The organism is Microbacterium sp. MYb45 (assembly GCF_002979655.1).
Classification (GTDB): domain Bacteria; phylum Actinomycetota; class Actinomycetes; order Actinomycetales; family Microbacteriaceae; genus Microbacterium.
Genome location: NZ_PCPG01000001.1, coordinates 91,426 through 117,486 on the forward strand (window position 1 = coordinate 91,426; position 26,061 = coordinate 117,486).

The following is a 26,061-nucleotide window of genomic DNA, read 5'->3' on the forward strand; positions in this document are numbered from 1 at the left end:
GCGTCGTATGTCTGCCACGAGTCTAGGCGACCCAGCAGGTGTTCACCAAACCTGTCGTGGCCTCGGCGACCGTCGGGATGGTGACCGACTTCGCCTGTGAGTGACTATCCCCGGCGGGGATTTCGACGATCTTCCAGCCGACCACGCCGAACTCCTCATCGAGGGCTTCGAGAGCGCACACGACGTCCCGGCCCTGCACGCCGGTGACCTGGAAGCTCACCTCCACCGAGTGCTCGTCGACGAGCGTGAAGCCCAGATCGTCGGCGTCCACGGAGGCCATGGACTGCGCGACGGTCATCCAGCTGAAGGCACCGATCACGAGCAGCGCGAGGCCGCCGCCGACGATCCACGGCCACCGACGCCGTCGGGTTCGTCCATAGCGTTCGTCGAGCTGTTGTGCGGTCGTCACAGGTGGGTCTTCCCGGTCGTTAGGCTGGTGGTACCAGGTTATGCGACCTGCGTACGAAAGGCCGATTCATGCTCGCTCTGACCGAGACCCCGATGCCGACGCCCAGCATGACCGTCGATCCGGTGTCCGTCACCCCGGGGTTCGTGGGCTTCGCGGTGATCGTGGTGATCGTGATCGCCGTGATCCTGCTGATCTGGGACATGAACCGTCGGATCCGCCGCGTCCGGTATCGCGACGAGGTGCGCGAGGAGCTCGACGCCGAGGAGGCCGCCCGCGCCGCAGCCGGAGCACAAGCCGACACGAGCGCGACGGGATCGACCGAGGTCGACGGCTCGAGCACACACGACGAGGGTGAAGAACCGCCTGCACGCTGAGCGCCCACGAGTTCCGGAGCGCCCGAGTGAGGACGGGTGACGGTGACTACGGAGCGCCGAGCGAGGGCGACAGCGGCGCGATGGCGATGAGCAGGCACGCGGTCCAGTGGCACAGGAACGCGAGCACCGTGCACACGTGGAAGATCTCGTGGAAGCCGAAGTGGCCGGGCCAGGGGTTCGGTTTCTTGAGGGCGTAGACGACCGCGCCGCCCGTGTACAGGAGCCCGCCGACGATCACGAGCACCATCATCGCGACGTTCGCCGCGAGAAGGTCGCCGATGTACATCACCGCCGCCCAGCCGAGCAGCAGATACAGCGCGACGTACAGCCAGCGGGGGGCGTTGATCCAGAAGACGCGGAAGAGGATGCCGACGAGGGTCCCTCCCCAGACGAGGCAGAGGAGCAGCACTCCCTTCGCAGGCGGCAGCGCGAGCACGGCCAGCGGCGTGTAGGTGCCGGCGATCAGCAGCAGGATGTTCGCGTGATCGATCCGCTTCAGGAGCACCTTGACCTTCGGCTTCCAGTCGAACCGGTGGTAAAGCGCCGAGTTGCCGAACAGCAGCATGGACGTGACCATGAAGACCGCGGAGGCCCATTTCGCTGCGGCCCCGTCGGCGACGAGGATCAGGATCGCGCCGGCGACCACCGCCACCGGGAAGGTGCCCGCGTGGATCCACCCTCGCCACGTGGGTCGGATCTCCACCGCGGCATCGACTTCCCCGGCAGCGTGCAGCGGGAGCTCGGGGACGTCGGGACCGGACTGTTCGGGAGTGCTCACGTGCTCACTCTAAGCCGACGCGCATACCTCGACGAGCACATGATCCTCAGCATCCGCACACCGTGGCGAAAGCCGGGGCACGGTAGCGTAGGGAGGTGATATCACGCGAGAATCCGGTGCGAGGGCCGCTGTATCGGCTCTACACCAGTCGGCTGCGTCGCCACCTCGATCCCGCTTCCGTCCCGCATCACGTCGCGATGATGATCGACGGCAACAGGCGATGGGCGCGCCAGCTCGGGTTCGACAGCGCGGCAGAAGGCCACCGGGCCGGGGCTGCGAAGATGCGTGAGTTCCTCGGCTGGTGCGACGAGCTCGGCGTGCGCGTCGTGTCGCTGTATCTGCTCTCCAGTGACAACCTGCGAAAGCGGGACTCCGTGGAGCTCGCCGACCTCATCGAGATCATCGCCGAGCTGGCGGAGGCGCTCTCCCAGGAGGGCAACTGGCGGGTCAAGCACGTCGGACGCTCCGACATCCTGCCGCCCGAACTCGCCAGAGTGCTCGCCGACGCCGAAGCGCGCACCAAAGACCACAGCGGACTCCACGTGAATCTCGCCGTCGGCTACGGCGGCCGCAACGAGATCGTCGACGCCGTTCGCAGCATCATCACCAAGCACGAGGCATCGGGCGGCACGATGGAGGATCTCGCCGCCCACCTCACCCCGGAGATGATCGGGGAACACCTCTACACCGGGGGACAGCCGGACCCGGACCTCGTCATCCGCACGAGCGGTGAGCAGCGGCTGAGCGACTTCCTGCTCTGGCAGAGCGCTCACAGCGAGTTCTACTTCGTGGAGGCACTCGGGCCCGATCTCCGACAGGTCGACTTCCTCCGCGCCATCCGCGACTTCGCGGATCGCGACCGACGGTTCGGTCGCTGAAGCCGGGGCGGCGCGCTCGGCACCGTGCCACAATGACGCAGTGAGCACTTTCCAGGACTACGTCGACACTTTCGACAACGAGTCCGGCTACCTGAACTGGGCAGCATTCGGTCCGCTGTCCCCCTCCGTGCGCGAAGAGGTCTTCGCCGATGCCGACCTTCTGGGAAGCGGGCGCCCCTCCTCCCTGTCGCTGGTCGCCGAGCGCGTCGGCCAGGCGCAGGAGCTCGTCGCGGAGCTCCTCGGCGCAGACGCCGCCGACGTCACCCTGCAGCCCTCGTCGACGCACGGACTCATGCACGCGCTGTACGGCATCTCCGGGGCGGTCATCGCGAGCACGGCGGAGTTCCCCAGCGTCAGCCTGACGATCGAGCGGGCCGCGACCGCATCGGACCGCGCGGTCACGCCCCGGTGGATCACGCCCGACGACGGACGCGTGACGCCGGAGGCAGTCGCCGAGGCGCTCGACGACGAGGTCGTCGCGCTGGCAGTGAGTCACGTCGACTTCCGCACCGGATACCGGGCCGACCTCGCCGCACTGCGTGACGTCATCGGCCCCGACCGCCTGCTCATCGTCGACGCGGTGCAGTCGTTCGGCGTGATCGACGTGGACTACGCGGCCGCCGACGTGGTCGTCGGACACGGATACAAGTGGTTGCGTGCGGGCAGGGGCAGCGCCTTCGCCTGGTTCGCGCCGCGTGCACGGGAGCGGATCGTCCCCGTGCTGTCCGGGATCACCGGAACGACGGCGACCGGACTGTTCGTCGATGAGCTGCCGGGGCCGGCGGCATCCGCGAGCGCCTACACGGTCAGCCAGCCGGACACCCTCGCTGCCGGGCGCCTCGCGATCGGCGTGCGGGACATGCGCGATGCCGGGGTCGCCGCCATCGAGGAGCGGCTCGCCGAGAACGTCGACCGTGTCATCGAGATCGCCGACCGCCATGGGATCGAGGTGAGTTCGCCGCGCGAGCGCTCGCAGCGTGCCGGCATCGTCGCACTGGCGCCGGAAGAACCCGCACGCCTCGCCGCCGCGCTCGCCAACGCAGGAATCGTCGTGACGGCCCGAGGTGCTTCGGTGCGCGTCGCCCCGCACGCGGGTACGGATGCTGCCACTTTCGAGCTCCTCGACGACGCCCTGCACACGTTCGGCAACGAGACGTTCATCAGCGCGTAACGAATCCCTGGCGTGTCGAGTTCGGGTTAATCCCCTGGGCGGTCGTACGTTCTAGGCATCGGGCAAGGCGCCCGTTCGGGTCGGCCTCAGGTTCGCGGCTCGTGACCCCCTGGTCGACTCGTTCGAATAGCCGGGATTCCCCGGGTCGGGAGTGGGTCGTGACCACACGTACAGCGCAGCAGGCCACCAGCACCGCGCAGCAGTCCACCCGTAAGACGTCGAGCCGGGCATCGTCGTCCGCCGATCCGGATCAGGATCTGCGCACCTACGTGCTCGACACCTCCGTTCTGCTGAGCGATCCGCAGGCGTTCTTCCGTTTCGCCGAGCACTCGGTCGTCGTCCCGGTCGTCGTGATCACGGAGCTGGAGGGCAAGCGTCACGACCCGGAGATCGGATACTTCGCACGGCAGGCGCTGCGGCACCTCGACGACCTGCGCATCGAGCACGGACGCCTGGACTTCCCGGTCGAGGTCGGGGAGGGCGGCACGCTCCGCGTCGAGCTGGCGAACACCGACTCCTCGGTACTCCCCGCCGGCATCCGGCTCAGCGACAACGACACCCGCATCCTCTCGGTCGCGATGCACCTCGCGCAGGACGGCCAGGACGTCACGATCGTCTCGAAGGACCTGCCGATGCGCGTGAAGGCCGCATCGCTGGGGCTCCGGGCCGAGGAGTACCTCGCCGAGCAGGCGGTGGACTCCGGATGGACCGGCATCGCGACGCTCGACCTCTCCGGCGACGACATCAGCGACCTCTACGAGAGCGAAGTCGGTATCAGCGACCAGGCTCGGGGGATCCCGGTGAACACGGGGCTGATCATCCACTCCGAGCGCGGATCCGCTCTCGGGCGCGTCACGGGTGACGGCGAGTTCCGCCTGGTGCGCGGCGACCGCGACATCTTCGGCATGCACGGCCGTTCGGCGGAGCAGCGGATCGCGATCGACCTGCTGCTCGACCAGGAGGTCGGCATCGTCTCCCTGGGCGGTCGCGCGGGAACCGGCAAGTCGGCGCTCGCACTGTGCGCCGGGCTCGAGGCCGTATTGGAGCGCCAGCAGCAGAAGAAGATCATCGTGTTCCGACCACTGTTCGCGGTCGGCGGCCAGGAGCTCGGCTACCTGCCCGGCGACCAGGGCGAGAAGATGGGCCCCTGGGGGCAGGCGGTGTTCGACACACTCGGCTCGGTCGTCTCCGGCAACGTCATCGAAGAGGTCGTCGAGCGCGGACTGCTCGAAGTGCTGCCCCTCACGCACATCCGTGGACGCTCTCTGCACGACGCCTTCGTGATCGTCGATGAGGCCCAATCCCTCGAGCGGAACGTGCTGCTCACCGTGTTGAGCCGCATGGGACAGAACTCGCGGGTCATCCTCACCCACGACGTCGGTCAGCGGGACAACCTCCGCGTCGGCCGGCACGATGGGATCGCCAGTGTCATCGAGACGCTGAAGGGGCATGAGCTCTTCGGACATGTCACCCTGACCCGCTCCGAGCGCTCGGCCATCGCCGCCCTCGTCACCGAGCTCCTGGAGGGCGGAGAGCTCAGCTGACGACGCATGACGGCGACGACGGCGGATGCCACGCGGGCTGAGACCGCGGCATCCGCCGTCGTGTGCGCGGGGATCTCGCCTTCCGCCGAATGCATGAGTGGCGACCGGATGCATGACCGTTCGGGCGCTGGACATCCTGCGTTCGTGCAATCCTCATGCATCCGGGGGCGGACCGGGTGGTCCGGGACTGCACAGCCGTGGTTTGAGAAACGTGATTCCACGGATTGCATTCCGGCGTGCGAGAGCGATGGTCACATGCATCCAGGATGAGACGATGATCGACGTCGGCTCCGTCCTCGGGCACTTCGGAGGGGTCGCGCGCGGCACCCGACTTCAGGCGTTCGGCTGCTCGCGTTCGCGGCTGGGCGTCGAGTGCAGGGCCGGACGTATCGTTCGGGTGCGGCCCGGGGTTTTCGCGTCGGTTGACGCCGCACCGGAAGTGGTCTCGGCAGCAGCGCACGGTGGCGCCCTCACGTGCGGTGGAGCTTTGCGCGCTCGAGAAGTGTGGACGCTCGAGATGCCGAAAGAGGTGCACGTGTGGATGGGTCTCGGTGGTCGACGTCATCACCCGGAGCGGTGCGGCTGCGTCGCCCACTTCACCCCAGGACGTATGGATATCGGAATCGCTCCGATCGATGTCGCGCTTCTGCACGCATTCGCCTGCTATGGCGAGGAGTTCTTCTTCGCTGCATTCGAGTCGGCATGGAACAAGCGGATGCTTACAGCCGCGGCACGCGCGAGGGTCCGGGCGGCTCTTCCTGCTTCCGCGCGCTGGCTCGTCGATCTTGCGCGGCCCGATGCGGAGAGCGGCTTGGAATCGCTGGTACGGCTGAGGCTCCACCTCATCGGAGTCGAGGTGCGAACGCAGGTCGCAGTCGCAGGAGTCGGACGAGTCGACTTCGTCATCGAGGGGCGGGTGATTCTGGAAGCAGACGGTCGGGAGAACCACGACGGACCGAGTCAGCGTCACCGGGATCTCATGCGCGATGCCGCGGCATCACGCCTCGGGTTCGAGACGCTTCGCTTCGACTACGCGATGATCTTGCACACCTGGGATGTGGTTGTGGCGGCCGTGATGGCAGCACTCGGCCGTGCGCGGGTCTGACCCGCACCATCCGCATGAGTTCTTGCCAGATGCATGAATGTTCCTGTTGGGTTCTCATGCACCCGGAACACGGTCATGCATTTGTGGACCGGAAACGACGGATGCCGCGAGGAACGAGTCCTCGCGGCATCCGTCGTTTCGTGCGGGTCAGCCCGGGTGCGTCATCGACAGCAGGTCGAGCTTCTCGTCGAGCTGCTCGAGAGTGAGGTCACCGCGCTCGACGTAGCCGAGGTCGATCACGGCGTCGCGCACGGTGATGCCCTTGGCGACCGAGTGCTTGGCGATCTTCGCGGCAGCCTCGTAGCCGATGAGCTTGTTCAGGGGGGTGACGATCGACGGGCTCATGCCCGCGAAAGCGGCGGCGCGTTCGACGTTCGCCTGCAGGCCGTCGATGGTCTTGTCGGCGAGCACGCGCGAGGCGTTCGACAGCAGACGGATCGACTCGAGCACCGCCGTGCCCATCACCGGGATCGCGACGTTGAGCTCGAACGAACCGGATGCTCCGGCCCAGGCGACGGTCGCGTCGTTGCCGATCACGCGCGCGCACACCATCAGCACGGCCTCGGGGACGACCGGGTTGACCTTGCCGGGCATGATCGAGGAGCCGGGCTGGAGGTCGGGGATGTGCAGTTCGCCGAGACCCGTGTTGGGGCCGGAGCCCATCCACCGCAGGTCGTTGTTGATCTTGGTGAGCGAGACGGCGATCGTCCGCAGAGCACCGGAGGCCTCGACCAGGCCGTCGCGGTTGGCCTGCGCCTCGAAGTGATCCTTCGCCTCGGTGATGGGCAGCTCGGTCTCGGCCGCGAGCAGCGCGATGACCTTCTGCGGGAAGCCGAGGGGCGTGTTGATGCCGGTGCCCACGGCGGTGCCGCCCAGGGGAACCTCGGCGACGCGCGGGAGGGCCGACTGCACGCGCTCGATGCCGAGGCGGATCTGACGGGCGTAGCCGCCGAACTCCTGGCCGAGGGTCACGGGCGTGGCGTCCATGAGGTGCGTGCGGCCGGACTTGACCGCGTCCTTCCACAGTTCCGCCTTCGCCTCGAGGGCCACGGCGAGGTGGTCGAGCGCGGGGATGAGTGTGTCGATGAGGGCCTGCGTCACGGCGATGTGCACCGACGTCGGGAACACGTCGTTCGAGGACTGCGAGGCGTTCACGTGGTCGTTCGGGTGCACGGCCGAACCGAGGATGCCGGTTGCGAGGGTGGCCAGCACCTCGTTCATGTTCATGTTCGACGACGTGCCGGAACCGGTCTGGTAGGTGTCGACCGGGAACTCGCCGTCGTGCGCGCCGGAGGCCACCTGGTCGGCGGCCTGGGCGATCGCGTCGGCGATGGCGCCGTCGAGCGTGCCGAGTTCCTTGTTGGCGAGCGCTGCAGCTTTCTTGATCCGCGCGAGGGCGGCGATCTGCGTCGATTCGAGGCCCTTGCCCGAGATCGGGAAGTTCTCGACGGCGCGCTGCGTCTGCGCCCCGTAGAGCGCGTTCACGGGCACCCGCACCTCACCCATGGTGTCGTGCTCGATCCGGTAGCCCTGCGCATTCTCGCCGCTGCGCTGGTCGGTGTCGGTCATTCAGAACCCTCCTTGGTTTCGGGGTCGATCCCCTTGGTGACGTCGGTGTCGAGCCCGACCGTGATGACGGGCACCGCCTCGCCCTCGGCCAGACGGTAGTTGGCGCCGACGATGCCCAGACGGCCTTCGGCGACGGCGTTGCTGATGATCTCGGACGACTGCAGCAGGTCGCGCACGGTGTTGCGCAGATGCTCGATGCCGACGAGCTCCGAGTCGATGTCGGCGACGGTGCCGCCGCCGCTCTCTGCCAGGACCTTCCGCGCGGCGGGGACGATCGGGGCGATCAGCTTCCAGATGTGCGGCGGCAGGGGAGCGGCGTCGATCGCGGTGCCGTCGATCGCCGCGCGAACCGCGCCGCAGGAGTCATGGGCGAGCACCACGATCAGGGGCACTTCGAGCATCGCGACCGCGTACTCGAGGCTCGCGACGATCGATTCGCCCATGACCTGGCCGGCGTTGCGGACGACGAACAGGTCGCCGAGGCCGAGGTCGAAGATGATCTCCGCGGCGAGACGTGAGTCCGAGCAGCCGAACAGTGTGGCGACGGGGTGCTGCGCCGCCGCCAGGTCTTTGCGTCGGAGCACGTCCTGGTTCGGGTGGCGCGGTTCGTCCGCGACGAAACGGCGGTTGCCCTCCTGCATCTGCTGCCAGGCTGCGGCCGGGGTCAGGGGGTGCGTCATGAGGCCTCCGAGATGTCGCGGATCTGCGGGATGAGGGATTCTGCGAGTTCCGCGGTGGAGTCTGCAGAGCGCGCGCCGTAGAGCAGGATGTAGTCGTCGCCCGCCTGAGTGCCGATGGCGTAGGTGACGTTCGCGTTGGACTCGGCGCTGCCGGGCTTGTAGACGTCCCAGTCGAGTCCGCCGATGCGCACCGTGTCCGTGGGTGCGATGCCGTTCAGGCGCTGCGGGGCCCAGGACGCGTCGACGTCGAAGGCCTGCGCGACCTTGACGAAGCCGCGCTCGGTGTCGGATTTCGGGGCGAGCGTCACTTCCCAGACGACCGTGGCGCCACCCTGCATCTCCGCATTGTTCGCGCGCCAGAAGGTGCCGAGCTCGGGGATGAGGACGGGGCGCTCCATCGAGGACTCCACGCCTTCGGCCACGGCCGCGACGTCGAGCGGCTTGCGCTCGACAGGCTCGCCCCGGGGCACCGCGAAGATGATGACGGCGACGACGGCCACTGTGACCAGCAGCGCCGCGATGAGGTTGCGGAAGGTCTGGCTGGATCGGTAGGCCTTGCTCGACGCCGCCTTGCGGGCGGCGGTCTCGTCCGGCGTCTCCGGGCGTCCGAGCTCGGCGATGATCGGAGGCTGCTTGCTCATGCGTCGCCGCCAGGAGTCTCGTCGTCCGACGCGGCTGCGCGAGCGGCATCCAGACGGCGTTTCGCGCCGAGCAGCCACTCCTCGCAGCGAGCGGCCAGCGCCTCGCCGCGCTCCCAGAGGGCGAGCGAGTGCTCGAGGGTCGGAGAGCCCTGTTCGAGCTCGGCGACGACCTTCACGAGCTCGTCACGGGCTGCCTCGAACGACAGCGTCTCCACGGGGATGTCGTTCAGGGCGCTCACCCCTCCATCCTACGTCGTGCGTCGTGTCGGCCCGGCTCAGTCGTTCTCAGGGATCTCGCCCTCCGAGCGGGCAGCCACCGATCCACGATCGACCGTGATCGTCAGGGCGCTGCCTGCCGGCGCATCCGCCGCATCGCGAAGGATCACGCCGCCCTCGAGGTGCGCGATCGCATAGCCGCGAGCCAGGGTCGCCGCGGGGGAGAGCGCCCGCAGGGAGGCGCGCAGCTCGCTGGTGCGACGTCCGGCGAGGTCGAGCTGCCGGGTGAGACTGTCTCGGCCACGGGACAGCAGGAGCCACAGCTCCTGAGCACGCGCGTCGATTATCGGCGCGGGGGAGCGGAGGACCGGGCGGGAGCGGAGCTGCTCGAGCTGTGCGATGTCGTGCGTGAGGCGCTGGGTGAGGCGCGACGTCGCGCGGGATCTCAGCTGCGCGATCAGAGCCCGCTGCTCTCCGACGTCGGGTACCACGCGCTTCGCCGCATCCGTCGGGGTGGATGCGCGGAGGTCGGCGACATCGTCGAGGAGCGGGTGGTCGTTCTCATGTCCGATCGCGCTGACGACGGGGGTGGTCGCCGCGGACACCGCCCGCACGAGGCGCTCGTCGCTGAAGCCGAGGAGCGTCTGCGGGTCACCGCCGCCGCGGGCGATGATGATGACGTCGACCTCGGGGTCCGCGTCCAATTTCGCGAGGGCCGCCAGGGTGTCGGGCACACAGCGATCACCCTGCACGGCGGCGTACTCGGTGCGGAAGCGCACCTGCGGCCAGCGCAGCTCGGCGTTGCGGTGCACGTCCTTCTCGGCGTCCGAGCGCTCGCCGGTGATCAGCCCGATGACGTGCGGGAGGAACGGCAGGCGCTTCTTCCGGGCCGGGTCGAACAGACCCTCCTGACGCAGCTGCACACGGAGCTTCTCGAGACGCTCGAGCTGATCGCCGAGCCCCACGTGCTTCATCGCGGAGACCGCGAAGCTGAAGTCTCCGGCTTTGACGAAGTAGTCGGCCTTCACCGCCACGACGACGTGATCGCCGATGCCGATGTCGGACGGGATGCGTCCGCGCACACTCGACCACACGCGGATCGAGATCTGCGCGTCCGAGCGGGTGTCCTTCAGCCGTGCGAAGACGTTGCCGGCGCGCACGTTCCAGGACGTGATCTCACCTTCGACCCAGACCGTGTTCCAGCGGGCGATGAAGTCGCGGATCGTCGCGTTGAGCCTCGTGACCGAGGTGGGGGCATCGGCTGTGGAATCGCGAGGGGCGACCGAATCGGCGGGCGGCGTCTCACCCTGGCCCGTCGTCGCTTCGAAGACTGTCATCCGCTCCCGTTCCTGACCCTGGTCTCTCCGGCCCCGCACAGCCGCGCGGCGGTAGAATCCAAGGGTGACTTCGACTGCCGTGCATCTCCCCGTCCCCCGTCTCCCACGTGTTCGTGCGGCGGCCGGACGGCTTCAGGATAACCCGGTGGCCGGACGCAAGCGGGTCCTGCTCGCCGCGCCGCGCGGATACTGCGCCGGCGTCGACCGCGCCGTCGTCGCCGTCGAGAAGGCGCTCGAACGCTACGGCGCCCCGGTCTATGTGCGCAAGCAGATCGTGCACAACATCCATGTCGTGACCGAGCTCGAGGAGAAGGGCGCGATCTTCGTCGAAGAGGTCGACGAGGTCCCCGAGGGCGCGCACGTCGTCTTCAGTGCGCACGGCGTCTCCCCGGCGGTCGTCAACGCCGCATCGGATCGTGGATTGCACGCGATCGATGCGACCTGTCCTCTGGTCACCAAGGTTCACCGCGAGGCCGTGCGATTCGCCCGCGACGACTTCGAGATCCTGCTCATCGGTCACGAGGGTCATGAAGAGGTCGAGGGGACGGCAGGCGAGGCCCCGGAGCACGTCACGGTCGTGAACTCCCCGGAAGAGGCAGACACCGTCGTCGTGAAGGACCCCAACAAGGTCGTCTGGCTCTCGCAGACCACGCTCTCGGTCGACGAGACGATGGAGACGGTGAACCGGCTGCGCACGCGCTTCCCCGAGCTGCACAACCCGCCGTCCGACGACATCTGCTACGCCACGCAGAACCGGCAGGTCGCGATCAAGAAGGTCGCGGCCGGTGCCGACCTCGTGATCGTCGTCGGCTCGTCGAACTCCTCCAACAGCGTGCGCCTCGTCGAGGTCGCGCTCGAGTACGGCGCGAAGGCCGCCTACCGCGTCGACTATGCGGAGGAGATCCAGCAGGAGTGGCTCGACGGCGTCGAGACCGTCGGCGTCACGAGTGGTGCATCCGTGCCCGAGGTACTGGTGCGCGAGGTACTGGATGCGATCGGCGACGCCGGATACCGTGATGTCGAAGAGGTCAAGACCGCGGAGGAGGACCTCATGTTCTCCCTGCCCAAGGAGCTTCGACACGATGCTTCCGGTCAGCGTGACGATCGTGCACTCGGCGGTCGCGCCACTGGAGGAGGCGCGTAGCGTTGAGCGCCGCGGAAGCGGAGCCGACCCTCATCGGGTCGGTACAGCGCGCGCTGCGACTGGTCGACATCGTCGCCAACTCGCCTCGGCCGCTTCCGACCAAGATGCTGGCGGCGATCACGGGATTGACGCCGGGCACGACATACAATCTCGTGCGCACCCTCGTCCATGAGGGGTATCTGAGCTCCGAACCCGACGGATTGGTGCTCGGGACCCGGTTCCCCTCGTTCCAGCAGCAGATCGACTCGCGGGGCGTCTTCCTGGCTCGAGTCCGAGCTGCCCTCCGGGACGTGACAGAGGATGTGGGGGCGACCGCGTACCTTTCCCGGTTCGCTGATGGAGAGATGCACCTGGTCGACATCGTCGACGCGGTGCGCAACCCGAGGGTGGAGCTGTGGGTCGGACTGCAGTCGAGCGCGCACGCGACGGCTTTGGGGAAGCAGATCCTGGCGGACCTGCCCGATGATGAGCGACTGGACTACCTCTCCCGACATCGCCTGGAGGAGCTCACGCCGCGCACGATCAGCGACCGCACGACATTGCTGACCCAGCTGGAGCATTCGCCCGGATGGGCGGTGGATCATGAGGAGTATGTGATCGGCGCGACCTGTGTGGCGGTGCCGGTCATCGCCCCCGGCGTCACCGCGTCGCTCGCGATCTCGTTGCCGGCCGACCGCGCAGTGGTGGACAGCGAGCTGGTGGCGACGCTGCAGCGAACGGCCAGACGGCTCTCGCTGCAACTCGGCGCCGACAACCTCGACGCGGGTTCCGACGGCGCGGAGTTCACTATCTGAAGTCTGACCCCTGGCGCTCGGGCACACGTTTTCCTATGATCAGGTGAGTAGCGGCATGCATCAGCGCTACTGATCACCACAGGCGTCCCCAGCGCCGGTGATCAAATTGGATGAGAAGCGTCCCCAGCGCTTCACGTCCGCGGCCCCGCGAAGTCCCCACTTCTCCGGGGCCGCTATCGTTTTCACGCGCCCTCGCTGTGAATCGCCCAGGGTCGGGGCGGTTAGCATGGCGGGATGACCGATCAGCGCCCGCAGTACGGCGAACTCGCCACGCCCGAGGAGCAGCGGCGAGCCGCCGGCTTGCCGCCCCTCGACGAGGTCGTCGTCGCCCCGGCGGCACCGCCGGCCGCAGGCCCGACGGTGCCCGATCCGAGCGCGAGCGCCCCGGCGGCACGTCCGCACCCGGTCGACCGCTTCGTGACCATCGCGCTGCTGGCCTACGGCCTGGTGAACATCATCATCACCGGGTTGTCGTATCTCGATCTGCCCACCGTGATGAACGAGACGATGAAGATCCTCGGCATCGAGGGGGAGTTCACGAACTTCGCCCAGGGGCGGATCTGGGGGACGATCGCGGCCATCGTGCTCGCCGTCGGATGGTCGATCACGGCGGCGCTGTCGATCCGACGTCTGCGGCGTCGACGGATCAGCTGGTGGGTGCCGATCGCGGGTGCGCTGGCGACGATGATCGTCGTGACGATCTGCATCTCGGTGCCGATGATGAACGACCCGGCGTTCGTGGCCTACCTCGCGACCGTCGGGCAGTAGCCGCGGGAGCACGTACTGTCGAAGGATGCTTCAGAACAGCTTCGGCATCCAGCTCTCCTACGCCTCCGTGGATCGTGGCGACGGCTCCGACCCTCGGCCATCGGCCCGAGACATCCTCTCCCTGTTGCGTGTTCCCGCCGGTATGCGCGATGCGACAGCCGCGTGGGATGACCGGGAGGAGGCCGTACTCGCGATCCCGGTGACGGACGACGGCCACGTCCTGACGCTCAGCGAGGAGGACACGGTCGAGTCGACCCTGTCGACGAGCGAGCTGAAGTCAGCCTTCGAGGCGGAGGGACTGACGCTCTGGCTGGACGTGGACGTGGACGTGGATGAGGACGAGGCGTTCGGCTTCGATCCGGTGGAGGAACTGGTCGACGAGCTCATCGACGATTCGGCCGAGGTGGGCGCCGACGAGTCGGAGGATGCCGCGATCGATTCCGCACTGTTCGCGGCTTCGGCGGTGAGGGTCTCCGCGTTCTCGCACCGCGGCCCCGGCATCGCGAGGATCCTGGCGACGGCGCGCAGAATGCCCGTCGATCACCGGGAGTCCGGCGACTGGTCGCTTCAGCAGTTCGAGACCTCGGAACCGACCGGTGATTGGTCGACCTCCAGGGCGGAGGTGCCCGTGATCGAGCTGAATCGCGCGGACGCCGACGTGTGGTTCGAGGTGACCACGGGCAACGGCGGTCCGGTGCCGTTCTGGACGGATGCGGAACGCGACACCCTACCCGTGCTCGACATCGACGCCATCCGTGTTCCCGAGACTGCGGAGATCTACCGTCGACTGCTCACCGAGGGTGACGGGAGCCGCGATGAGCTCCTGGAGCTGGCCGCCGCCGTCAGGCTCGATGTGGATGCCGCCCACCGCGCACTGATTCCCGAGGCATTGGGTGGTGTGATCGGTGCCGAGTCCCGCGAGCGAGCCTTCCTGGCCGCCTTCGGCGTCGCGCCGGACTTGATCGACGCCGCGTTCGGCGGGGCGACCGCACGGCCGCAACGGCGGTTCCTGCCGGTGGGGTGGTGGACCGCGGTGCGGGAGACGGCGATCGCCGGGGTCGGGGAATTCACGCCTCTCACCCGTCGGGAACGCCCGCTCGCGCGGCTCGGCGAGGCTCTCCGCCGCCGTCCCGTGGTCGGCCTCGCCCTGTCGTTCGGGGAGTTCGCCGCGGGAGCGTGGGTCACGTCTCGCGTGCGGGGAGCGGGCAGGACCCTCGGGTTGCTGCTCGTGATCGATGCGTTGATCGATGCAGCGATCTCGATCGTCCGGATCCGCCGCGGCCGAGGCTGACGGCTGCCCGGCTGGCCGACCGCGCCACGCTGCGAAATGAGAGATGCCCCAGCCGACCGGCTGGGGCATCTCTCATCGAAGTCGCGACGGATCAGCTCTTCGACTGGCCGTACGAACCGAGCTGACGGGTCGATTCGACCACGCGGGCGGCCATCGCCGACTCGGCGATCTTGCCCCAGGCGCGGGGGTCGTACTGCTTCTTGTTGCCGACCTCGCCGTCGACCTTCAGCACGCCGTCGTAGTTCTTGAACATGTAGTCGGCGATCGCACGCGTGTAGGCGTACTGCGTGTCGGTGTCGATGTTCATCTTGATGACGCCGTTCGCGACCGCGAGGGCGATCTCCTCGTCGGTCGAGCCGGAGCCACCGTGGAAGACCAGATCGAGCGGCTTGGCGCCCGTGTTGTACTTCGCTGCGACCTCGGCCTGGATCTCGCCGAGGAGTTCCGGGCGCAGCTTGACCCCACCCGGCTTGTACACGCCGTGCACGTTGCCGAACGTGAGGGCGGCGATGTAGCGGCCCTGCTCGCCGAGACCGAGGGCCTGCACGGCCTGGTCGACGTCCGCGAACGTCGTGTAGAGGGCGTCGTTCGAGCCCTCGTGCTGCACGCCGTCTTCTTCGCCGCCGACGACGCCGATCTCGACCTCGAGGATGGCGTTGATATTCTTCATGCGGGGGAGAAGGTCCTTCGCGATCTCGATGTTCTCCGCGAGGGGAACCGCCGAGCCGTCCCACATGTGGGACTGGAAGATCGGGTTGCGGCCGGCCTTGACCTCGTCCTCGGAGGCTGCGATCAGCGGCTCGACGAAGCCGGCGAGGGCGTCCTTCGGGCAGTGGTCGGTGTGCAGCGCGACGGTGATCGGGTAGTTCTTGGCGACCTCGGTCGCGAAGCGGGCGAAGGCGAGAGCGCCGGTGGCGCGTGCCTTGACGGTGTGGCCGGCGAAGTAGTCGGCTCCACCCGTGGTGACCTGGATGATGCCGTCGGAGCCGGCCTCGGTCAGCCCCTGGAGGACGGCGTTGATCGTCTGCGAGCTCGAGACGTTGAATGCGGGATACGCGAAGCCGCCGGCCTTCGCGCGGTCGAGCATTTCGGCGTACTGATCCGGGGTGGCGACGGGCATGAGAACTCCTGCGATAAGGGAAGCCGGGACAGGTGCCACTCTATCGGGGCCACCGGAGTCGTATCGAAGGTCGGCCGCACCGCTCGCACGGTCGCTCGTGCCCAGGCGTTAAGAATCGCGATTCCTTCGCGGGATAGAGGCGGAAAACCGGGCTGTTCGCTCGCTTCGATAGCTAGGCTGACCGCATGGTGAGTCTGACTGCGGATCTGAGCCCTCTTCGTCCCGACCGTAACCTCGCGATGGAGTTGGTGCGAGCGACGGAGGCTGCGGCCATCCGCGCGGTCCCTTTCATCGGTCGAGGCGCGAAGGAGGCCGCCGACGGGGCGGCCGTCGACGCGATGCGCGCGTTCCTGGGCACCGTCGACTTCCAAGGCCGCGTCGTGATCGGCGAGGGCGAGAAGGACAACGCACCCATGCTGTTCAACGGCGAGGTCGTCGGCACCGGGCGCGGACCGCTGTGCGACATCGCAGTCGATCCCATCGACGGAACCTCCCTCACCGCAGCGGGTCGGCAGAACGCGCTGTCCGTGATCGCGGTGTCCGACCGGGGCACGATGCTGGATGCCTCCACCGTCTTCTACATGGACAAGCTCGTCACGGGACCCGCAGGCGTCGGCGTCGTCGACATCCGGCTCCCCATCGGAGAGAACATCCGCAAGCTCGCCGGTGCGCTCGACAAGCCCGTCGACGAGATCGTCGTGTCGGTACTGAACCGTCCGCGTCATGAGCAACTCATCCAGGAGATCCGCGATGCGGGCGCCGGCACCCGACTGATGAGCGACGGTGACGTCGCGGGTGGGATCAACGCCGCCCGGCATGATGCGCGCACCGACATGTGCGTCGGCGTCGGCGGCAGCCCCGAGGGCATCGTCACGGCATGCGCCATCAAGGCGCTCGGCGGACACATCCAGGGTCGTCTGTGGCCGCGTGACGACGACGAGCGTCAGCGCGGGATCGACGCCGGACTCGACATGGACAGGGTCTACGAGGCCGACGACCTGGTGCAGGGCAACAACACGATCTTCGTCGCGACCGGTGTCACCGACGGCCAGCTCGTGGCGGGCGTCCGCCGTGAGCGGGGCTATGTGTACACGGAGAGCGTCGTGCTCCGTGGTGCTTCCGGAACCCTCCGGCGCATCGCCTCGGAGCACCTCGTCTCGAAGTGGCTCTGATTCCCCATTCCCCGGCCCTGCTGAGGGCGTGTTCTCCCGGCGGCGACGACGGCATCGTTATCGAGCCGGTATGGGCTCGGGGCGGGGTGAGCCACGCTTTCCGGAGCGCCGTGTCACAATTGTCACTGGGTTTGTCGCCGTGGACGGAGCCGTCAGGCACCGCAGGCACAGGAGGGCGAACGGATGACAACGCAGCACACGAGTGGCTCGAAGGCCGCCGCGACGAAGATCATCACGACGAACACCGGACGGATTCTCCGAGTGAGCGCCGACGCCGAGCAGGGCGTCGCAGCCACCCCGTCCGTCACCACCCCACCGGCGGCGGTCGCCGATCCGGCTCGCCGCGCTGACGTGCTGTTCCGCGTCCGCCGCGACGAGGGTCATGAGGTCAGCGCCTGGTGGATGATCGGAGCGTTCCTCGCCACCAGCGGCCTCGTGATCCTGCTGCTCAGCGGCGTTCCCGGCATCGCCTGAGGCGCTGCTCGACAGTTCGTCCGCGCGCTACGCCGTAGGCCGCAGTGCAGGCGTGACGGCGGTGCACAGCGTCGGTGGGCCCTAGATCTCGTCGAGGCGAATCCGTACCTCGCCCACGTCCGCACGCACTGATGCCGCTCCGATGTGATCCGTGGCTTCTGGCATTTCGGCGACGGGTTCGTCCCCGTGCTCGTCTGCGGCGATCAGCTCGGGAGCGGTGAACCGTCGTCCCGTGCCCTCCGTCACCGCCGGAACGGATGCGAGAGCCGCCGCGTCGACGCCGGGGAACTGCCGCGCCGTCACGAGCACGCGCGTCTCGAGCGAGCCGGCGAAGCGGTTGTAGCTGTCGACCGTGCGCTCCAGGGCGCGGCGCAGATCGTCGGCATGCCCGGCGAGAGTGCCCAACCGGTCGTAGAGCTGCGTGCCGAGAGTGAGCAGCGTACGTGCCTCGGTCGACACCTCCTGCTGCGTCCATGTGAAAGCCACGGTCTTCAGGACGGCCCAGAGGTTCACGGGAGACGCGAGCGCCACTCGTCGGCTGAACGCATAGTCGAGCAGTGTCGGGTCTTCGTCGATGGCCGCGGCGAGCAGCGACTCGCTCGGCAGGAAGCAGATCACGAACTCAGGACTCGCGTCGAGTCCTGCCCAGTACGCCTTTTTGGCCAGGGCATCGATGTGCGCGCGGACGGCTTTCACGTGCTTCTGCATGAGGGCGCGCCGCTGCGGCTCCTGGGCGTCACCCGCCGACAGCGCCGAAGCCTCGAGATACGCGTCGAGCGGCACCTTGGCGTCGACCGCGATCGAGCTGCCGCCGGCGAGGCGGATGACCATGTCGGGCCGACCCTGGCCCCGGTCGGACGAGATCGTCGCCTGCAGGTCGAAGTCGATGTGACGCGTGAGCCCCGCCGCTTCCACCACACGGCGCAGCTGCGTCTCGCCCCATACTCCGCGCGTGGCCGTCGAGCGCAGCGCTCCGGCGAGCGACTCCGTGGTCGCCCGCAGCGCCTCGTCGGATTCTTGCGCGCGTCGCAGCTGCTCCTCCAGTGTGCCGAACTGGGCGTGGCGCTCGCGTTCGATCGCGGTGACCTTGGTCTGCATCTGCTGCAGGCTCTCCCGCACCGGAGCCAGCGCCGTCAGCACCGCGTTCTGCTGCTGCACGCGCTGCGCCTCGGCTCGCTGCTCGTTCCGTGAGTGCTCGACGGCATCGCGGTAGAGGTCGTACTGGCGGTCGCGGTCGTCGCGCGCGGCGGCCAGCTCGGCCTGAGCGCGCGCGAGATCAGCGGCCCCACGTCCTGCGTGCAGGAACCAGCCCACAGCGACACCCGCCGCGAGGGCGACGAGGGGGAGAACCACAGCCAGAGCATCCATGTGTTCATGATGCGGCCGGCATCGGACATTACGAGGTCGCCGCGCACGGGAGCGGTGTGTCGGCTCAGGCGACGGCGCGCTCCAGAGCAGGCGCGACGGGTGCGGTGACGCGCAGGCTCAGCGCGTCGGCGAGCGCGAACACGTCGGCGGCACCCGCCCTGGCGGCCGCATCGATCACGATCTGCGCGCAGGCACGAGCATCGGCGAGGGCATCGTGGTGCGCGAACTCCTCGAACCCGGCGGCGGCTGCGGCGACGGGCAGGCGATAGGAGTCGAGCACATACGTCTTCCGCGCGACCTGCAGGCTGCAGAGCGAGCGGTACGGCGGGCAGAGCTGGCCTGTGGCCTCCGAGGCGCGGCGCAGCACGTTGAGGTCGAAGCCGGCGTTGTGGGCGACGAGCACGTCGGCCCCCGCGAAGGCGCAGAGTCGATCGAACTGGTCGACCCACGTGGCCGCCGACAGCACATCCTCCGGCTGGATGCCGTGGATCCGCACGTTCCACTCCTGGAACTCGTCGTGACCGGGCGGCGGCTGGATCAACCATCCGGTGGTGGCGACGACCTCGCCGCCGCGCACACGGACCAGTCCGACGGAACAGGCGGAGGCGGGGCTGGAGTTCGCGGTCTCGAAGTCGATCGCAGTGAAGTCCAGTGGCACGTCTCCACTCTCACCCCGAGGTCGGCGGCCAGGCGGGAGACTCGCCGTAGGCTGGCCGCATGGCTGAGGACATGGCGACGTCGTTCGGAGCGCAGGCCGGGGACTACGAGGTCGGAAGACCCGAGTACCCCTTCGATGCGGTGGCGTGGATGCTCGAGCGGATGCCGCACGGAACCCGCCGCATCGCCGATGTCGGTGCCGGGACGGGAAAGCTCACCCGGGTACTGGCGCACGCGCCGGATGCCGAGGTCGTCGCGATCGATCCGGATTCCGAGATGCTCGCGACGCTGCGCGGTGCCGTGCCGGGCGTACCGACCTTCGTGGGGTCGGCAGAGCGGCTGCCCCTTCCCGATGCCAGCGTCGACGCGGTCGTCCTGGGGCAGGCCTGGCACTGGGTCGATCCCGTCGCCGGATCCGCCGAGATCGGTCGGGTCGTACGCAGCGGGGGAGTGCTCGGTCTCATCTGGAACATCCGCGACGATCGGGTCGACTGGGTGCGCCGGTTGACCGAGATCATGCACGGCAGCCACGCCGAGAACATGCTCGCCGAGGGGGATCCGGTCGTCGCCGCGCCGTTCGGCGGCCTCGAGCAGGAGCGCTGGGAGTGGGTCCGCCCCATCACGCGCGACCTGCTGCACCGCATGGCGGCGTCGCGCAGCTACATCATCACCGCCTCCGAGGATGAGAAGGCTCGGATCCGGCACGACCTCGACGCGCTGTTCGACGAGCTCGATCTGCACGGCGACACGACCATCGACCTTCCGTACGTGACACGGGCCTACCGCGCCATCCGCGACTGAGGAGCGGCCTTCCGCAGGGCGATGGGGGTGGGGCCAGGTAGACTCGTGCCCCGTGGCTCTCACTATCGGCATCGTCGGCCTGCCCAACGTCGGCAAGTCCACCCTCTTCAACGCACTCACCAAGAACGACGTGCTCGCGGCGAACTATCCGTTCGCGACGATCGAGCCCAACGTCGGCGTGGTGAACCTGCCCGACCCGCGCCTCGACAAGCTCGCGGAGATCTTCGGCAGCGAGCGGATCCTCCCCGCGGCGGTGTCCTTCGTCGACATCGCCGGCATCGTGCGCGGCGCGAGCGAGGGTGAGGGGCTCGGCAACAAGTTCCTCGCGAACATCCGTGAGGCCGACGCCATCGCTCAGGTCGTGCGCGGCTTCTCGGACGACGACGTCGTGCACGTCGACGGCACGGTGAACCCCGCCTCCGACATGGAGACGATCAACGCCGAGCTCATGCTCGCCGACCTCGAGACGGTCGACAAGGCGATCACCCGGTACGAGAAGGAAGTCCGCGGCAAGAAGATCGAGCCCGTCGTTCTCGAGACCGCGAACGCGGCGAAGGATGCCCTGGAGCGTGGCGTGCTGCTGTCGGTCGCGGGCATCGACCTGACACCGATCCGCGAGTTGGGCCTCCTGACCGCGAAGCCTGTCATCTTCGTCTTCAACGTCGATGAGGCCGTGCTGACGAACGACGCCCGCAAGGCGGAGCTCGCCGCCCTCGTTGCGCCCGCCAAGGCCATCTTCCTCGACGCGAAGATCGAGTCCGAGCTCATCGACCTCGACCCGGAGGACGCCGCCGAGCTGCTCGCGTCGACCGGCCAGGACGAGTCGGGGCTCGACCAGCTCGCCCGCATCGGCTTCGACACCCTCGGGCTGCAGACCTACCTCACGGCTGGTCCGAAGGAAGCTCGCGCGTGGACGATCCCCAAGGGGTCGAAGGCCCCGCAGGCGGCCGGTGTGATCCACACCGACTTCGAGAAGGGCTTCATCAAGGCCGAGATCGTGTCGTTCGAGGACCTGGTCGAGACGGGCTCCGTCGTCGAGGCTCGCGCCAAGGGCAAGGCTCGCCTCGAGGGCAAGGACTACGTCATGCAGGACGGCGACGTGGTGGAGTTCCGCTTCAACAACTGAGCGGGGATCGCAGGTCCGGGGGATCGTCTCGGACCTCGTCTATTCCGCAGAGTCGGCACCAGGCTGTCGGGCCTCGGCGTCTGTCAGACCCTTCCGATACTTCGTGGCCGCACGCCGGATCGAGGCCACCTTCGGGTTATCCGCCCGCGATGCGGGAAGACGGTCGAGGATCGTCACGTCGGCTCGGGCGGCGAGCGTCAGAAGTCCCCAGACGCCGATCGAGTCGAGCTCGAAGTCGGCTTCCTCCGGGGTCGCTGCCGCGAACGCCGCATGCGCGGCCGCTTCGATCTCGGGGGCGCTCGGCCTCTTCGACGCACCTTTCACCGCGTTCGGCTGATTCGAGTAGTCGTCGAGCTTCGTCAGCAGTCGCTCTGCGCGCTCTGCGCCGAGTGTCGATGCGAGCTCGGCTTGGATCGGGTACTTCTCCGTCACGCTCGTCTCCAGAGTTCTGATCAAGGCAGCTGCTGTCGGAGCCGAGGAAGGGCCCCGCACGGGCAGAATACCCAGTCCGAGGCCCTCCGCGTGCGGCCGGGAGCTCGTCAGAACATCCCGGGAATCTGCTGGAGCAGCCAGGAGAAGCCGATCATGACCACGGTCGCGAGCGGGAGGACGAAGACGGTCGCCAGGCCTGCGCTGGCGCTCTCCGGCTGCTCGCCCGGGCCGACGATCGGGTCATCCTGCACCCGACCGCCGAGGTAGGCGCGCATCTGCAGGAGGAAACCGGCGGCGAGGAGGACCACGCCGATGGCCGAGGCGACCCAGATGCTCACCTCTCCGATCTGCTGAGGCAGCAGGAGAAGTGCGCCGACCATCACGATGAGCAGCGCCATCCAGCCGACCCAGCTGCGTACCGGATGCTGAGCGATCAGCCGCAGAGGCACGTGCGACGCGAAGAGGAGCAGCGCGAGCGCCCCCGAGGCGATCGCGAGCAGGACGAGGTGTCCGACGGTCACGGCAAGAGCGGATTCGCCCGCGAATGCCGCCTGCGCGCTGAAGGTGGTGAGCAGCATGCCGAAGAGGCCCAGAACGAGAGCGATGCCCCGTTCGCGATCGATTCGTTGAGGTGACTGCTGAGGCTGCTCCGGGGCGTCCTCGGCGGCGTACGCACGGGGTTCGCCGAATGCGGCAAGGGCGCTCTCGCCCGACTCGGACACATGACTCTCCACGACCACGAGGGAGTCCCCGATCCGCGATCCCGGAACGCCGAGGAGACGCTGCTCGAGCACGAACTGCTCGATCCAGTCCCGCTCGACACTCGGCGCCAGTCGCGTGTAGGTGTCGACGGAGCCGAAGCCCGTCCTGTTGCTCAGGTTCATCGGTGCTGCCTTTCGGTTCCCGGTGGTCATGTCAGTTCTCGGCGCTTCTCGAGCGCTCCGTCGGTGAGCTCGCGGGTGGTCTTCGTGAAGTCGGCCCAGAGCTCGGCCATCGACCGGGCATGTGCGCGGCCCTGATCTGTCAGCGAGAAGTACTTCCGGCCGGGGCCGCCCTCACCCGGACGCCACTCGACCTCGACGAACCCGGACTCCTCCAGACGGCCGAGGAGGGGGTAGAGAGTGCCGCCCTTGACGGTGCCCAGTCCGGCTGCGGTCAGGTTCTGGGTGATCGCGTACCCGTAGTTCGGGCCATCGAGGAGGGTCCGCAGCACGCACACGCCCAGCACGCTTCTCATCCACTCGCTCGGCCACTCTTCCGGACTCATGACTAGATCGTACGTCAGACTAGTTGCTGTGGCAACTAGTGATCGCTGATCTCACCCACGCGGGGGAGGGCGCCGATACCTCCGGGCGATGGTCGGGTCGCGCGGAACGCGCCAGCCTGGGGGCATGCTCTCATCGATAAGCACAAGCACAAGCACAAGCAGCACCGCCGAGACCCGGGCAGTCGGGTTCCTCCGTTCCCGCCGCATATCGGGCGGTATCGGCGCTCTCGCCTTGGCCGGCCTGGGCGTGGCGCATACGGCGACCAACGCCGTCGGCTTCGCGGCGGACGCGGACGCGTCCTGGCCGATGTTCTTGATCTTCGGCGTCGGAGTCAGCCTCGTGCTGTGGGCGGTCGCGGTCGTCGCCTGGCTCTTCTCGCGGCGCGGAGGCGGGCGCGTCGGGCGAGTGATCATCGCCGTGGTGGGTGCTCTCTGCTGTCTGATGGCGTTCAACGTGCTGCGCGTGCACCCCGAGATCGTCCTCTCGCCCGCCGGCCCAGGGCCGTGGACGCTCGTCGGAGGTCCGGCGCTGCTGCTCGCAGCGCTCCTGCCGTGGCGGAAGAAGGAGGCAACGGACGCAGGCTGCTTCTCCTCGACCCGGTCCGCGCACCACCCCCGCGGGTGACAGGATTGACGGATGACCGCAACACTCGTGGCCCAAGGGCTGGCCGGCGGGTACGGCCACCGCACACTGTTCGACTCGCTCGACCTGACCGTCACGGCCGGCGACGTCGTCGGCCTCGTCGGAGCCAACGGGGCAGGAAAGTCGACCCTCCTGAAGCTGCTCGCCGGCGTCGATCAGCCGCAGGCCGGCACCATCAGGCTCGCTCCCGCGGATGCGTTCGTCGGCTGGCTTCCGCAGGAGCACGAGCGCCTCGTCGGAGAGAGCGTCGTCGACTACATCGCCCGCCGCACCGGATGCGCGGCGGCGACCAGGGACATGGATGCCGCAGCCGCAGCCCTGGGAGACCCCTCGCTCGCGGCTCCGGGCACAGACCCCGCCGACACCTACTCCACGGCGTTGGATCGGTGGCTGGCCAGCGGTGCCGCCGACCTCGACGAACGCCTCCCCGCCGTGCTCGCCGACCTCGGACTCGACCTGGGTGATGAGCCCGCCGACACCATGATGACCTCGCTGTCGGGTGGGCAGGCCGCCCGTGTGGGCCTCGCCGCGCTGCTGCTCTCTCGCTTCGACATCGCGCTGCTCGACGAGCCGACCAATGACCTCGACCTCGACGGGATCGAGCGCCTGGAAGCCTTCGTCCGCGGTCTTCGGGGCGGTGTCGTGCTGGTCAGTCACGACCGCGAGTTCCTCGCCCGCTGCGTGACCAGAGTCCTGGAGCTCGACCTCGCCCAGGGGAGCAACAGAGTGTTCGGCGGTGGCTACGACTCGTACCTCGAGGAGCGGGCCACCGTGCGTCGACACCAGCGCGAGAAGTACGACGAGTTCGCCGATAAGAAGGCCGACCTCGTGTCCCGCGCCCGCACACAGCGGGAGTGGTCGAGCCAGGGTGTGCGCAACGCCATGAAGAAGGCGCCGGACAACGACAAGATCAAACGCAAGGCGTCAGCCGAGTCCAGCGAGAAGCAGGCGCAGAAGGTGCGTCAGATGGAGAGCAGGATCGCCCGGCTCGAAGAGGTCGAGGAGCCGCGCAAGGAGTGGCAGCTGGAGTTCACGATCGGCTCGGCCCCGCGTTCCAGCTCCGTCGTGTCGACCCTGAGCTCGGCGGTGTTCCGGCAGGGATCCTTCCAACTCGGACCCGTGTCACTGCAGGTGAACGCGGGGGAGCGCATCGGCATCACCGGTCCCAACGGTGCCGGAAAGTCGACGCTGCTCCGCGGGCTGCTGGGGCGGCAGCTTCCCGATGAGGGAACGGCGAGCCTCGGCGCGAGCGTGCAGATCGGCGAGATCGACCAGGCCCGTGCGCAGCTCGTCGGAACGCAACCGCTCGCGGCCGCGTTCGAAGAGCTCGTCCCGGAGATGGCATCGGGCGAGGTGCGCACGCTCCTGGCGAAGTTCGGGCTCAAGGCCGATCACGTGACGCGCGCGGTCGATGAACTGTCGCCGGGGGAGCGCACGCGGGCAGGGCTCGCCCTGCTGCAGGCCCGCGGCATCAACCTGCTCGTGCTCGACGAGCCCACCAACCACCTCGACCTGCCCGCGATCGAGCAGCTGGAGCAGGCGCTCGAGTCGTACGAGGGAACCCTGCTGCTCGTCACGCACGACCGGCGGATGCTCGCCACGGTGCACACCGACCGGCACTGGCGGGTGGAGGCCGGGCAGGTCGCCGAAGCATGACGGCCCTCGTCATCGACAGCGTCCCGCACGGCCGCCTGACCACGAATGACGTGGCGCGACTGCGAGAGTTGTTCGACGCCGAGTACTCCGCAGAGTTCGGGGCCTGGGATCCGGATCAGCCCTACGGCTACGCGCCCCATGACCATCACCTGATCGCGCGCGCCGGCGATGAGATCGTGGGTCACGTCGGTTGGGCGCGACGGACGATCGGCGTCGGCGCGGCGGAGGTCATGGTCGCGGGAGTCGGTGGGGTGCTGATCTCCCCACGCGCACGTGGGCAGCGCGTCGGTGCTCGGCTCCTGATACACGCGGCCGCGTCGATGACGGATGCCGGCGGGATCGAGTTCGGCTACCTCGGCTGCCGCGAGGAGGTCGTCTCCTTCTATGAATCGTGCGGATGGCGCCGAATCTCGGCGGTCGAGCACTCTATCGATCGCACGGGTCAGCCCACCACGCAGCCCTCAGGGCCTCCCATCCTGACCCTCGCGCTCGGCCCGACACCACGCATGTGGCCCGCGGGCACGATCGAGCTTCGGGGGCGGGCCTGGTAGTCGTCGGGCGAAGATGCTCCGGCAGTCCTCGTCTCGGTGGCCGCCGGGTCGGGATACGCTGGTGGACGGCGGCTCCGGTCGCGGTCCGGTCGCAG

At 68.4% G+C, this 26,061-nt stretch carries 29 protein-coding genes; 16 read left to right on the forward strand and 13 right to left on the reverse strand.

Going from position 1 to position 26,061, the window contains the following annotated elements; translation table 11 throughout:
• Positions 1-22: 22 nt before the first annotated feature.
• A complete protein-coding gene (locus CQ034_RS00430) occupies positions 23-409 on the reverse strand; it encodes a DUF4307 domain-containing protein (protein WP_029262970.1) in 387 nt (128 codons plus the stop codon).
• A 68-nt stretch (positions 410-477) separates the two neighbouring features.
• Here CQ034_RS00430 and CQ034_RS00435 point away from each other — a divergent pair, with 68 nt between their 5' ends.
• Entirely contained in the window at positions 478-783 is a 306-nt protein-coding gene (locus tag CQ034_RS00435) for a hypothetical protein (protein WP_029262969.1), read from the forward strand.
• Between the two features lie 46 nt (positions 784-829).
• On the opposite strand, the gene CQ034_RS00440 is transcribed toward CQ034_RS00435, so the two are convergent.
• Positions 830-1,561 carry a hemolysin III family protein gene (locus CQ034_RS00440; protein ID WP_029262968.1) on the reverse strand — a complete coding sequence of 244 codons (732 nt, stop codon included), beginning with the start codon at positions 1,559-1,561 and terminating at the stop codon, positions 830-832.
• A 98-nt stretch (positions 1,562-1,659) separates the two neighbouring features.
• Here CQ034_RS00440 and CQ034_RS00445 point away from each other — a divergent pair, with 98 nt between their 5' ends.
• The 4 genes from CQ034_RS00445 (at position 1,660) to CQ034_RS19700 (ending at position 6,259) form a co-directional block, all read left to right on the forward strand.
• Positions 1,660-2,439 carry an isoprenyl transferase gene (locus CQ034_RS00445; RefSeq protein WP_029262967.1) on the forward strand — a complete coding sequence of 260 codons (780 nt, stop codon included), beginning with the start codon at positions 1,660-1,662 and terminating at the stop codon, positions 2,437-2,439.
• Positions 2,440-2,479: 40 nt separating this feature from the next.
• A complete protein-coding gene (locus CQ034_RS00450; protein ID WP_105709550.1) occupies positions 2,480-3,610 on the forward strand; it encodes an aminotransferase class V-fold PLP-dependent enzyme in 1,131 nt (376 codons plus the stop codon).
• Between the two features lie 158 nt (positions 3,611-3,768).
• Positions 3,769-5,154, forward strand: a complete 1,386-nt coding sequence (locus tag CQ034_RS00455; protein WP_029262965.1) for a PhoH family protein — start codon at positions 3,769-3,771, stop codon at positions 5,152-5,154.
• Between the two features lie 610 nt (positions 5,155-5,764).
• On the forward strand, positions 5,765-6,259 hold the full coding sequence (locus tag CQ034_RS19700) for an endonuclease domain-containing protein (RefSeq protein WP_258133898.1): 495 nt from the start codon (positions 5,765-5,767) through the stop codon (positions 6,257-6,259).
• Between the two features lie 147 nt (positions 6,260-6,406).
• Here the strand turns inward: CQ034_RS19700 and CQ034_RS00465 are convergent, their stop codons facing one another.
• From CQ034_RS00465 to xseA, 5 genes are read right to left on the reverse strand one after another with little or no spacing between them, the layout of a single operon-like run.
• The gene (locus CQ034_RS00465) at positions 6,407-7,828 is read right to left on the reverse strand and encodes an aspartate ammonia-lyase (protein ID WP_105709551.1); all 1,422 of its coding nucleotides are present in this window, start codon (positions 7,826-7,828) and stop codon (positions 6,407-6,409) included.
• Positions 7,825-8,508 (reverse strand): carbonic anhydrase, encoded by a 684-nt coding sequence (locus CQ034_RS00470; RefSeq protein ID WP_105709552.1) that lies wholly within the window; start codon positions 8,506-8,508, stop codon positions 7,825-7,827. The genes CQ034_RS00465 and CQ034_RS00470 overlap by 4 nt, the downstream gene beginning before the upstream one ends.
• Positions 8,505-9,149: a DUF4245 family protein gene (locus CQ034_RS00475; RefSeq protein WP_105709553.1), complete on the reverse strand. Its 645-nt coding sequence runs from the start codon at positions 9,147-9,149 to the stop codon at positions 8,505-8,507. Before CQ034_RS00475 ends, CQ034_RS00470 begins: the two co-directional genes overlap by 4 nt.
• Entirely contained in the window at positions 9,146-9,388 is a 243-nt protein-coding gene (locus tag CQ034_RS00480) for an exodeoxyribonuclease VII small subunit (protein WP_029262960.1), read from the reverse strand. Before CQ034_RS00480 ends, CQ034_RS00475 begins: the two co-directional genes overlap by 4 nt.
• 36 nt (positions 9,389-9,424) lie before the next feature.
• Positions 9,425-10,702, reverse strand: coding sequence for an exodeoxyribonuclease VII large subunit (gene xseA / locus CQ034_RS00485; protein ID WP_029262959.1), 1,278 nt, complete (start codon positions 10,700-10,702; stop codon positions 9,425-9,427).
• A 64-nt stretch (positions 10,703-10,766) separates the two neighbouring features.
• On the opposite strand from xseA, the gene CQ034_RS00490 reads away from it, so the two are divergent.
• From CQ034_RS00490 to CQ034_RS00505, 4 genes are all read left to right on the forward strand, one after another.
• Positions 10,767-11,846 carry a 4-hydroxy-3-methylbut-2-enyl diphosphate reductase gene (locus CQ034_RS00490; protein ID WP_181156177.1) on the forward strand — a complete coding sequence of 360 codons (1,080 nt, stop codon included), beginning with the start codon at positions 10,767-10,769 and terminating at the stop codon, positions 11,844-11,846.
• A 2-nt stretch (positions 11,847-11,848) separates the two neighbouring features.
• Entirely contained in the window at positions 11,849-12,640 is a 792-nt protein-coding gene (locus tag CQ034_RS00495) for an IclR family transcriptional regulator (RefSeq protein WP_029262957.1), read from the forward strand.
• Between the two features lie 234 nt (positions 12,641-12,874).
• Positions 12,875-13,408, forward strand: coding sequence for a DUF6264 family protein (locus CQ034_RS00500; protein WP_105709554.1), 534 nt, complete (start codon positions 12,875-12,877; stop codon positions 13,406-13,408).
• Positions 13,409-13,433: 25 nt separating this feature from the next.
• Positions 13,434-14,699, forward strand: a complete 1,266-nt coding sequence (locus CQ034_RS00505) for a hypothetical protein (protein WP_105709555.1) — start codon at positions 13,434-13,436, stop codon at positions 14,697-14,699.
• A 91-nt stretch (positions 14,700-14,790) separates the two neighbouring features.
• Here CQ034_RS00505 and fbaA read toward each other — a convergent pair whose 3' ends face one another.
• On the reverse strand, positions 14,791-15,819 hold the full coding sequence (gene fbaA, locus CQ034_RS00510; RefSeq protein ID WP_105709556.1) for a class II fructose-bisphosphate aldolase: 1,029 nt from the start codon (positions 15,817-15,819) through the stop codon (positions 14,791-14,793).
• Positions 15,820-16,004: 185 nt separating this feature from the next.
• Here fbaA and glpX point away from each other — a divergent pair, with 185 nt between their 5' ends.
• Positions 16,005-16,991, forward strand: a complete 987-nt coding sequence (gene glpX / locus CQ034_RS00515) for a class II fructose-bisphosphatase (RefSeq protein ID WP_029262953.1) — start codon at positions 16,005-16,007, stop codon at positions 16,989-16,991.
• 183 nt (positions 16,992-17,174) lie between these two features.
• A complete protein-coding gene (locus CQ034_RS00520) occupies positions 17,175-17,465 on the forward strand; it encodes a hypothetical protein (RefSeq protein WP_105709557.1) in 291 nt (96 codons plus the stop codon).
• A gap of 81 nt (positions 17,466-17,546) precedes the next feature.
• Here CQ034_RS00520 and CQ034_RS00525 read toward each other — a convergent pair whose 3' ends face one another.
• Positions 17,547-18,833, reverse strand: a complete 1,287-nt coding sequence (locus tag CQ034_RS00525) for a DNA recombination protein RmuC (protein WP_105709558.1) — start codon at positions 18,831-18,833, stop codon at positions 17,547-17,549.
• 64 nt (positions 18,834-18,897) lie between these two features.
• Positions 18,898-19,491, reverse strand: a complete 594-nt coding sequence (locus CQ034_RS00530; RefSeq protein WP_029262950.1) for an exonuclease domain-containing protein — start codon at positions 19,489-19,491, stop codon at positions 18,898-18,900.
• Between the two features lie 59 nt (positions 19,492-19,550).
• Between CQ034_RS00530 and CQ034_RS00535 the strand changes: the two genes are divergently transcribed.
• Together CQ034_RS00535 and ychF are read left to right on the forward strand one after the other, a co-directional pair.
• Complete coding sequence (locus CQ034_RS00535) at positions 19,551-20,291, forward strand: class I SAM-dependent methyltransferase (RefSeq protein ID WP_105709559.1); 741 nt, start codon at positions 19,551-19,553, stop codon at positions 20,289-20,291.
• Between the two features lie 52 nt (positions 20,292-20,343).
• Positions 20,344-21,417 (forward strand): redox-regulated ATPase YchF, encoded by a 1,074-nt coding sequence (gene ychF / locus CQ034_RS00540; protein WP_105709560.1) that lies wholly within the window; start codon positions 20,344-20,346, stop codon positions 21,415-21,417.
• A 39-nt stretch (positions 21,418-21,456) separates the two neighbouring features.
• Here the strand turns inward: ychF and CQ034_RS00545 are convergent, their stop codons facing one another.
• The 3 genes from CQ034_RS00545 to CQ034_RS00555 all read right to left on the reverse strand — a co-directional run bounded on the left by CQ034_RS00545 (position 21,457) and on the right by CQ034_RS00555 (position 23,116).
• Positions 21,457-21,849, reverse strand: a complete 393-nt coding sequence (locus CQ034_RS00545) for a hypothetical protein (RefSeq protein ID WP_105709561.1) — start codon at positions 21,847-21,849, stop codon at positions 21,457-21,459.
• Positions 21,850-21,956: 107 nt separating this feature from the next.
• Positions 21,957-22,733 carry a hypothetical protein gene (locus tag CQ034_RS00550; protein ID WP_146114777.1) on the reverse strand — a complete coding sequence of 259 codons (777 nt, stop codon included), beginning with the start codon at positions 22,731-22,733 and terminating at the stop codon, positions 21,957-21,959.
• A 26-nt stretch (positions 22,734-22,759) separates the two neighbouring features.
• Positions 22,760-23,116 carry a PadR family transcriptional regulator gene (locus CQ034_RS00555; RefSeq protein WP_105709563.1) on the reverse strand — a complete coding sequence of 119 codons (357 nt, stop codon included), beginning with the start codon at positions 23,114-23,116 and terminating at the stop codon, positions 22,760-22,762.
• A 232-nt stretch (positions 23,117-23,348) separates the two neighbouring features.
• Between CQ034_RS00555 and CQ034_RS00560 the strand changes: the two genes are divergently transcribed.
• The 3 genes from CQ034_RS00560 to CQ034_RS00570 are packed head-to-tail and all read left to right on the forward strand — an operon-like array spanning position 23,349 to position 25,966.
• Positions 23,349-23,741: a hypothetical protein gene (locus CQ034_RS00560; RefSeq protein WP_146114778.1), complete on the forward strand. Its 393-nt coding sequence runs from the start codon at positions 23,349-23,351 to the stop codon at positions 23,739-23,741.
• A 12-nt stretch (positions 23,742-23,753) separates the two neighbouring features.
• On the forward strand, positions 23,754-25,415 hold the full coding sequence (locus CQ034_RS00565) for an ABC-F family ATP-binding cassette domain-containing protein (protein ID WP_105709565.1): 1,662 nt from the start codon (positions 23,754-23,756) through the stop codon (positions 25,413-25,415).
• Complete coding sequence (locus tag CQ034_RS00570; protein ID WP_105709566.1) at positions 25,412-25,966, forward strand: GNAT family N-acetyltransferase; 555 nt, start codon at positions 25,412-25,414, stop codon at positions 25,964-25,966. Before CQ034_RS00565 ends, CQ034_RS00570 begins: the two co-directional genes overlap by 4 nt.
• Positions 25,967-26,061 lie beyond the last annotated feature (95 nt).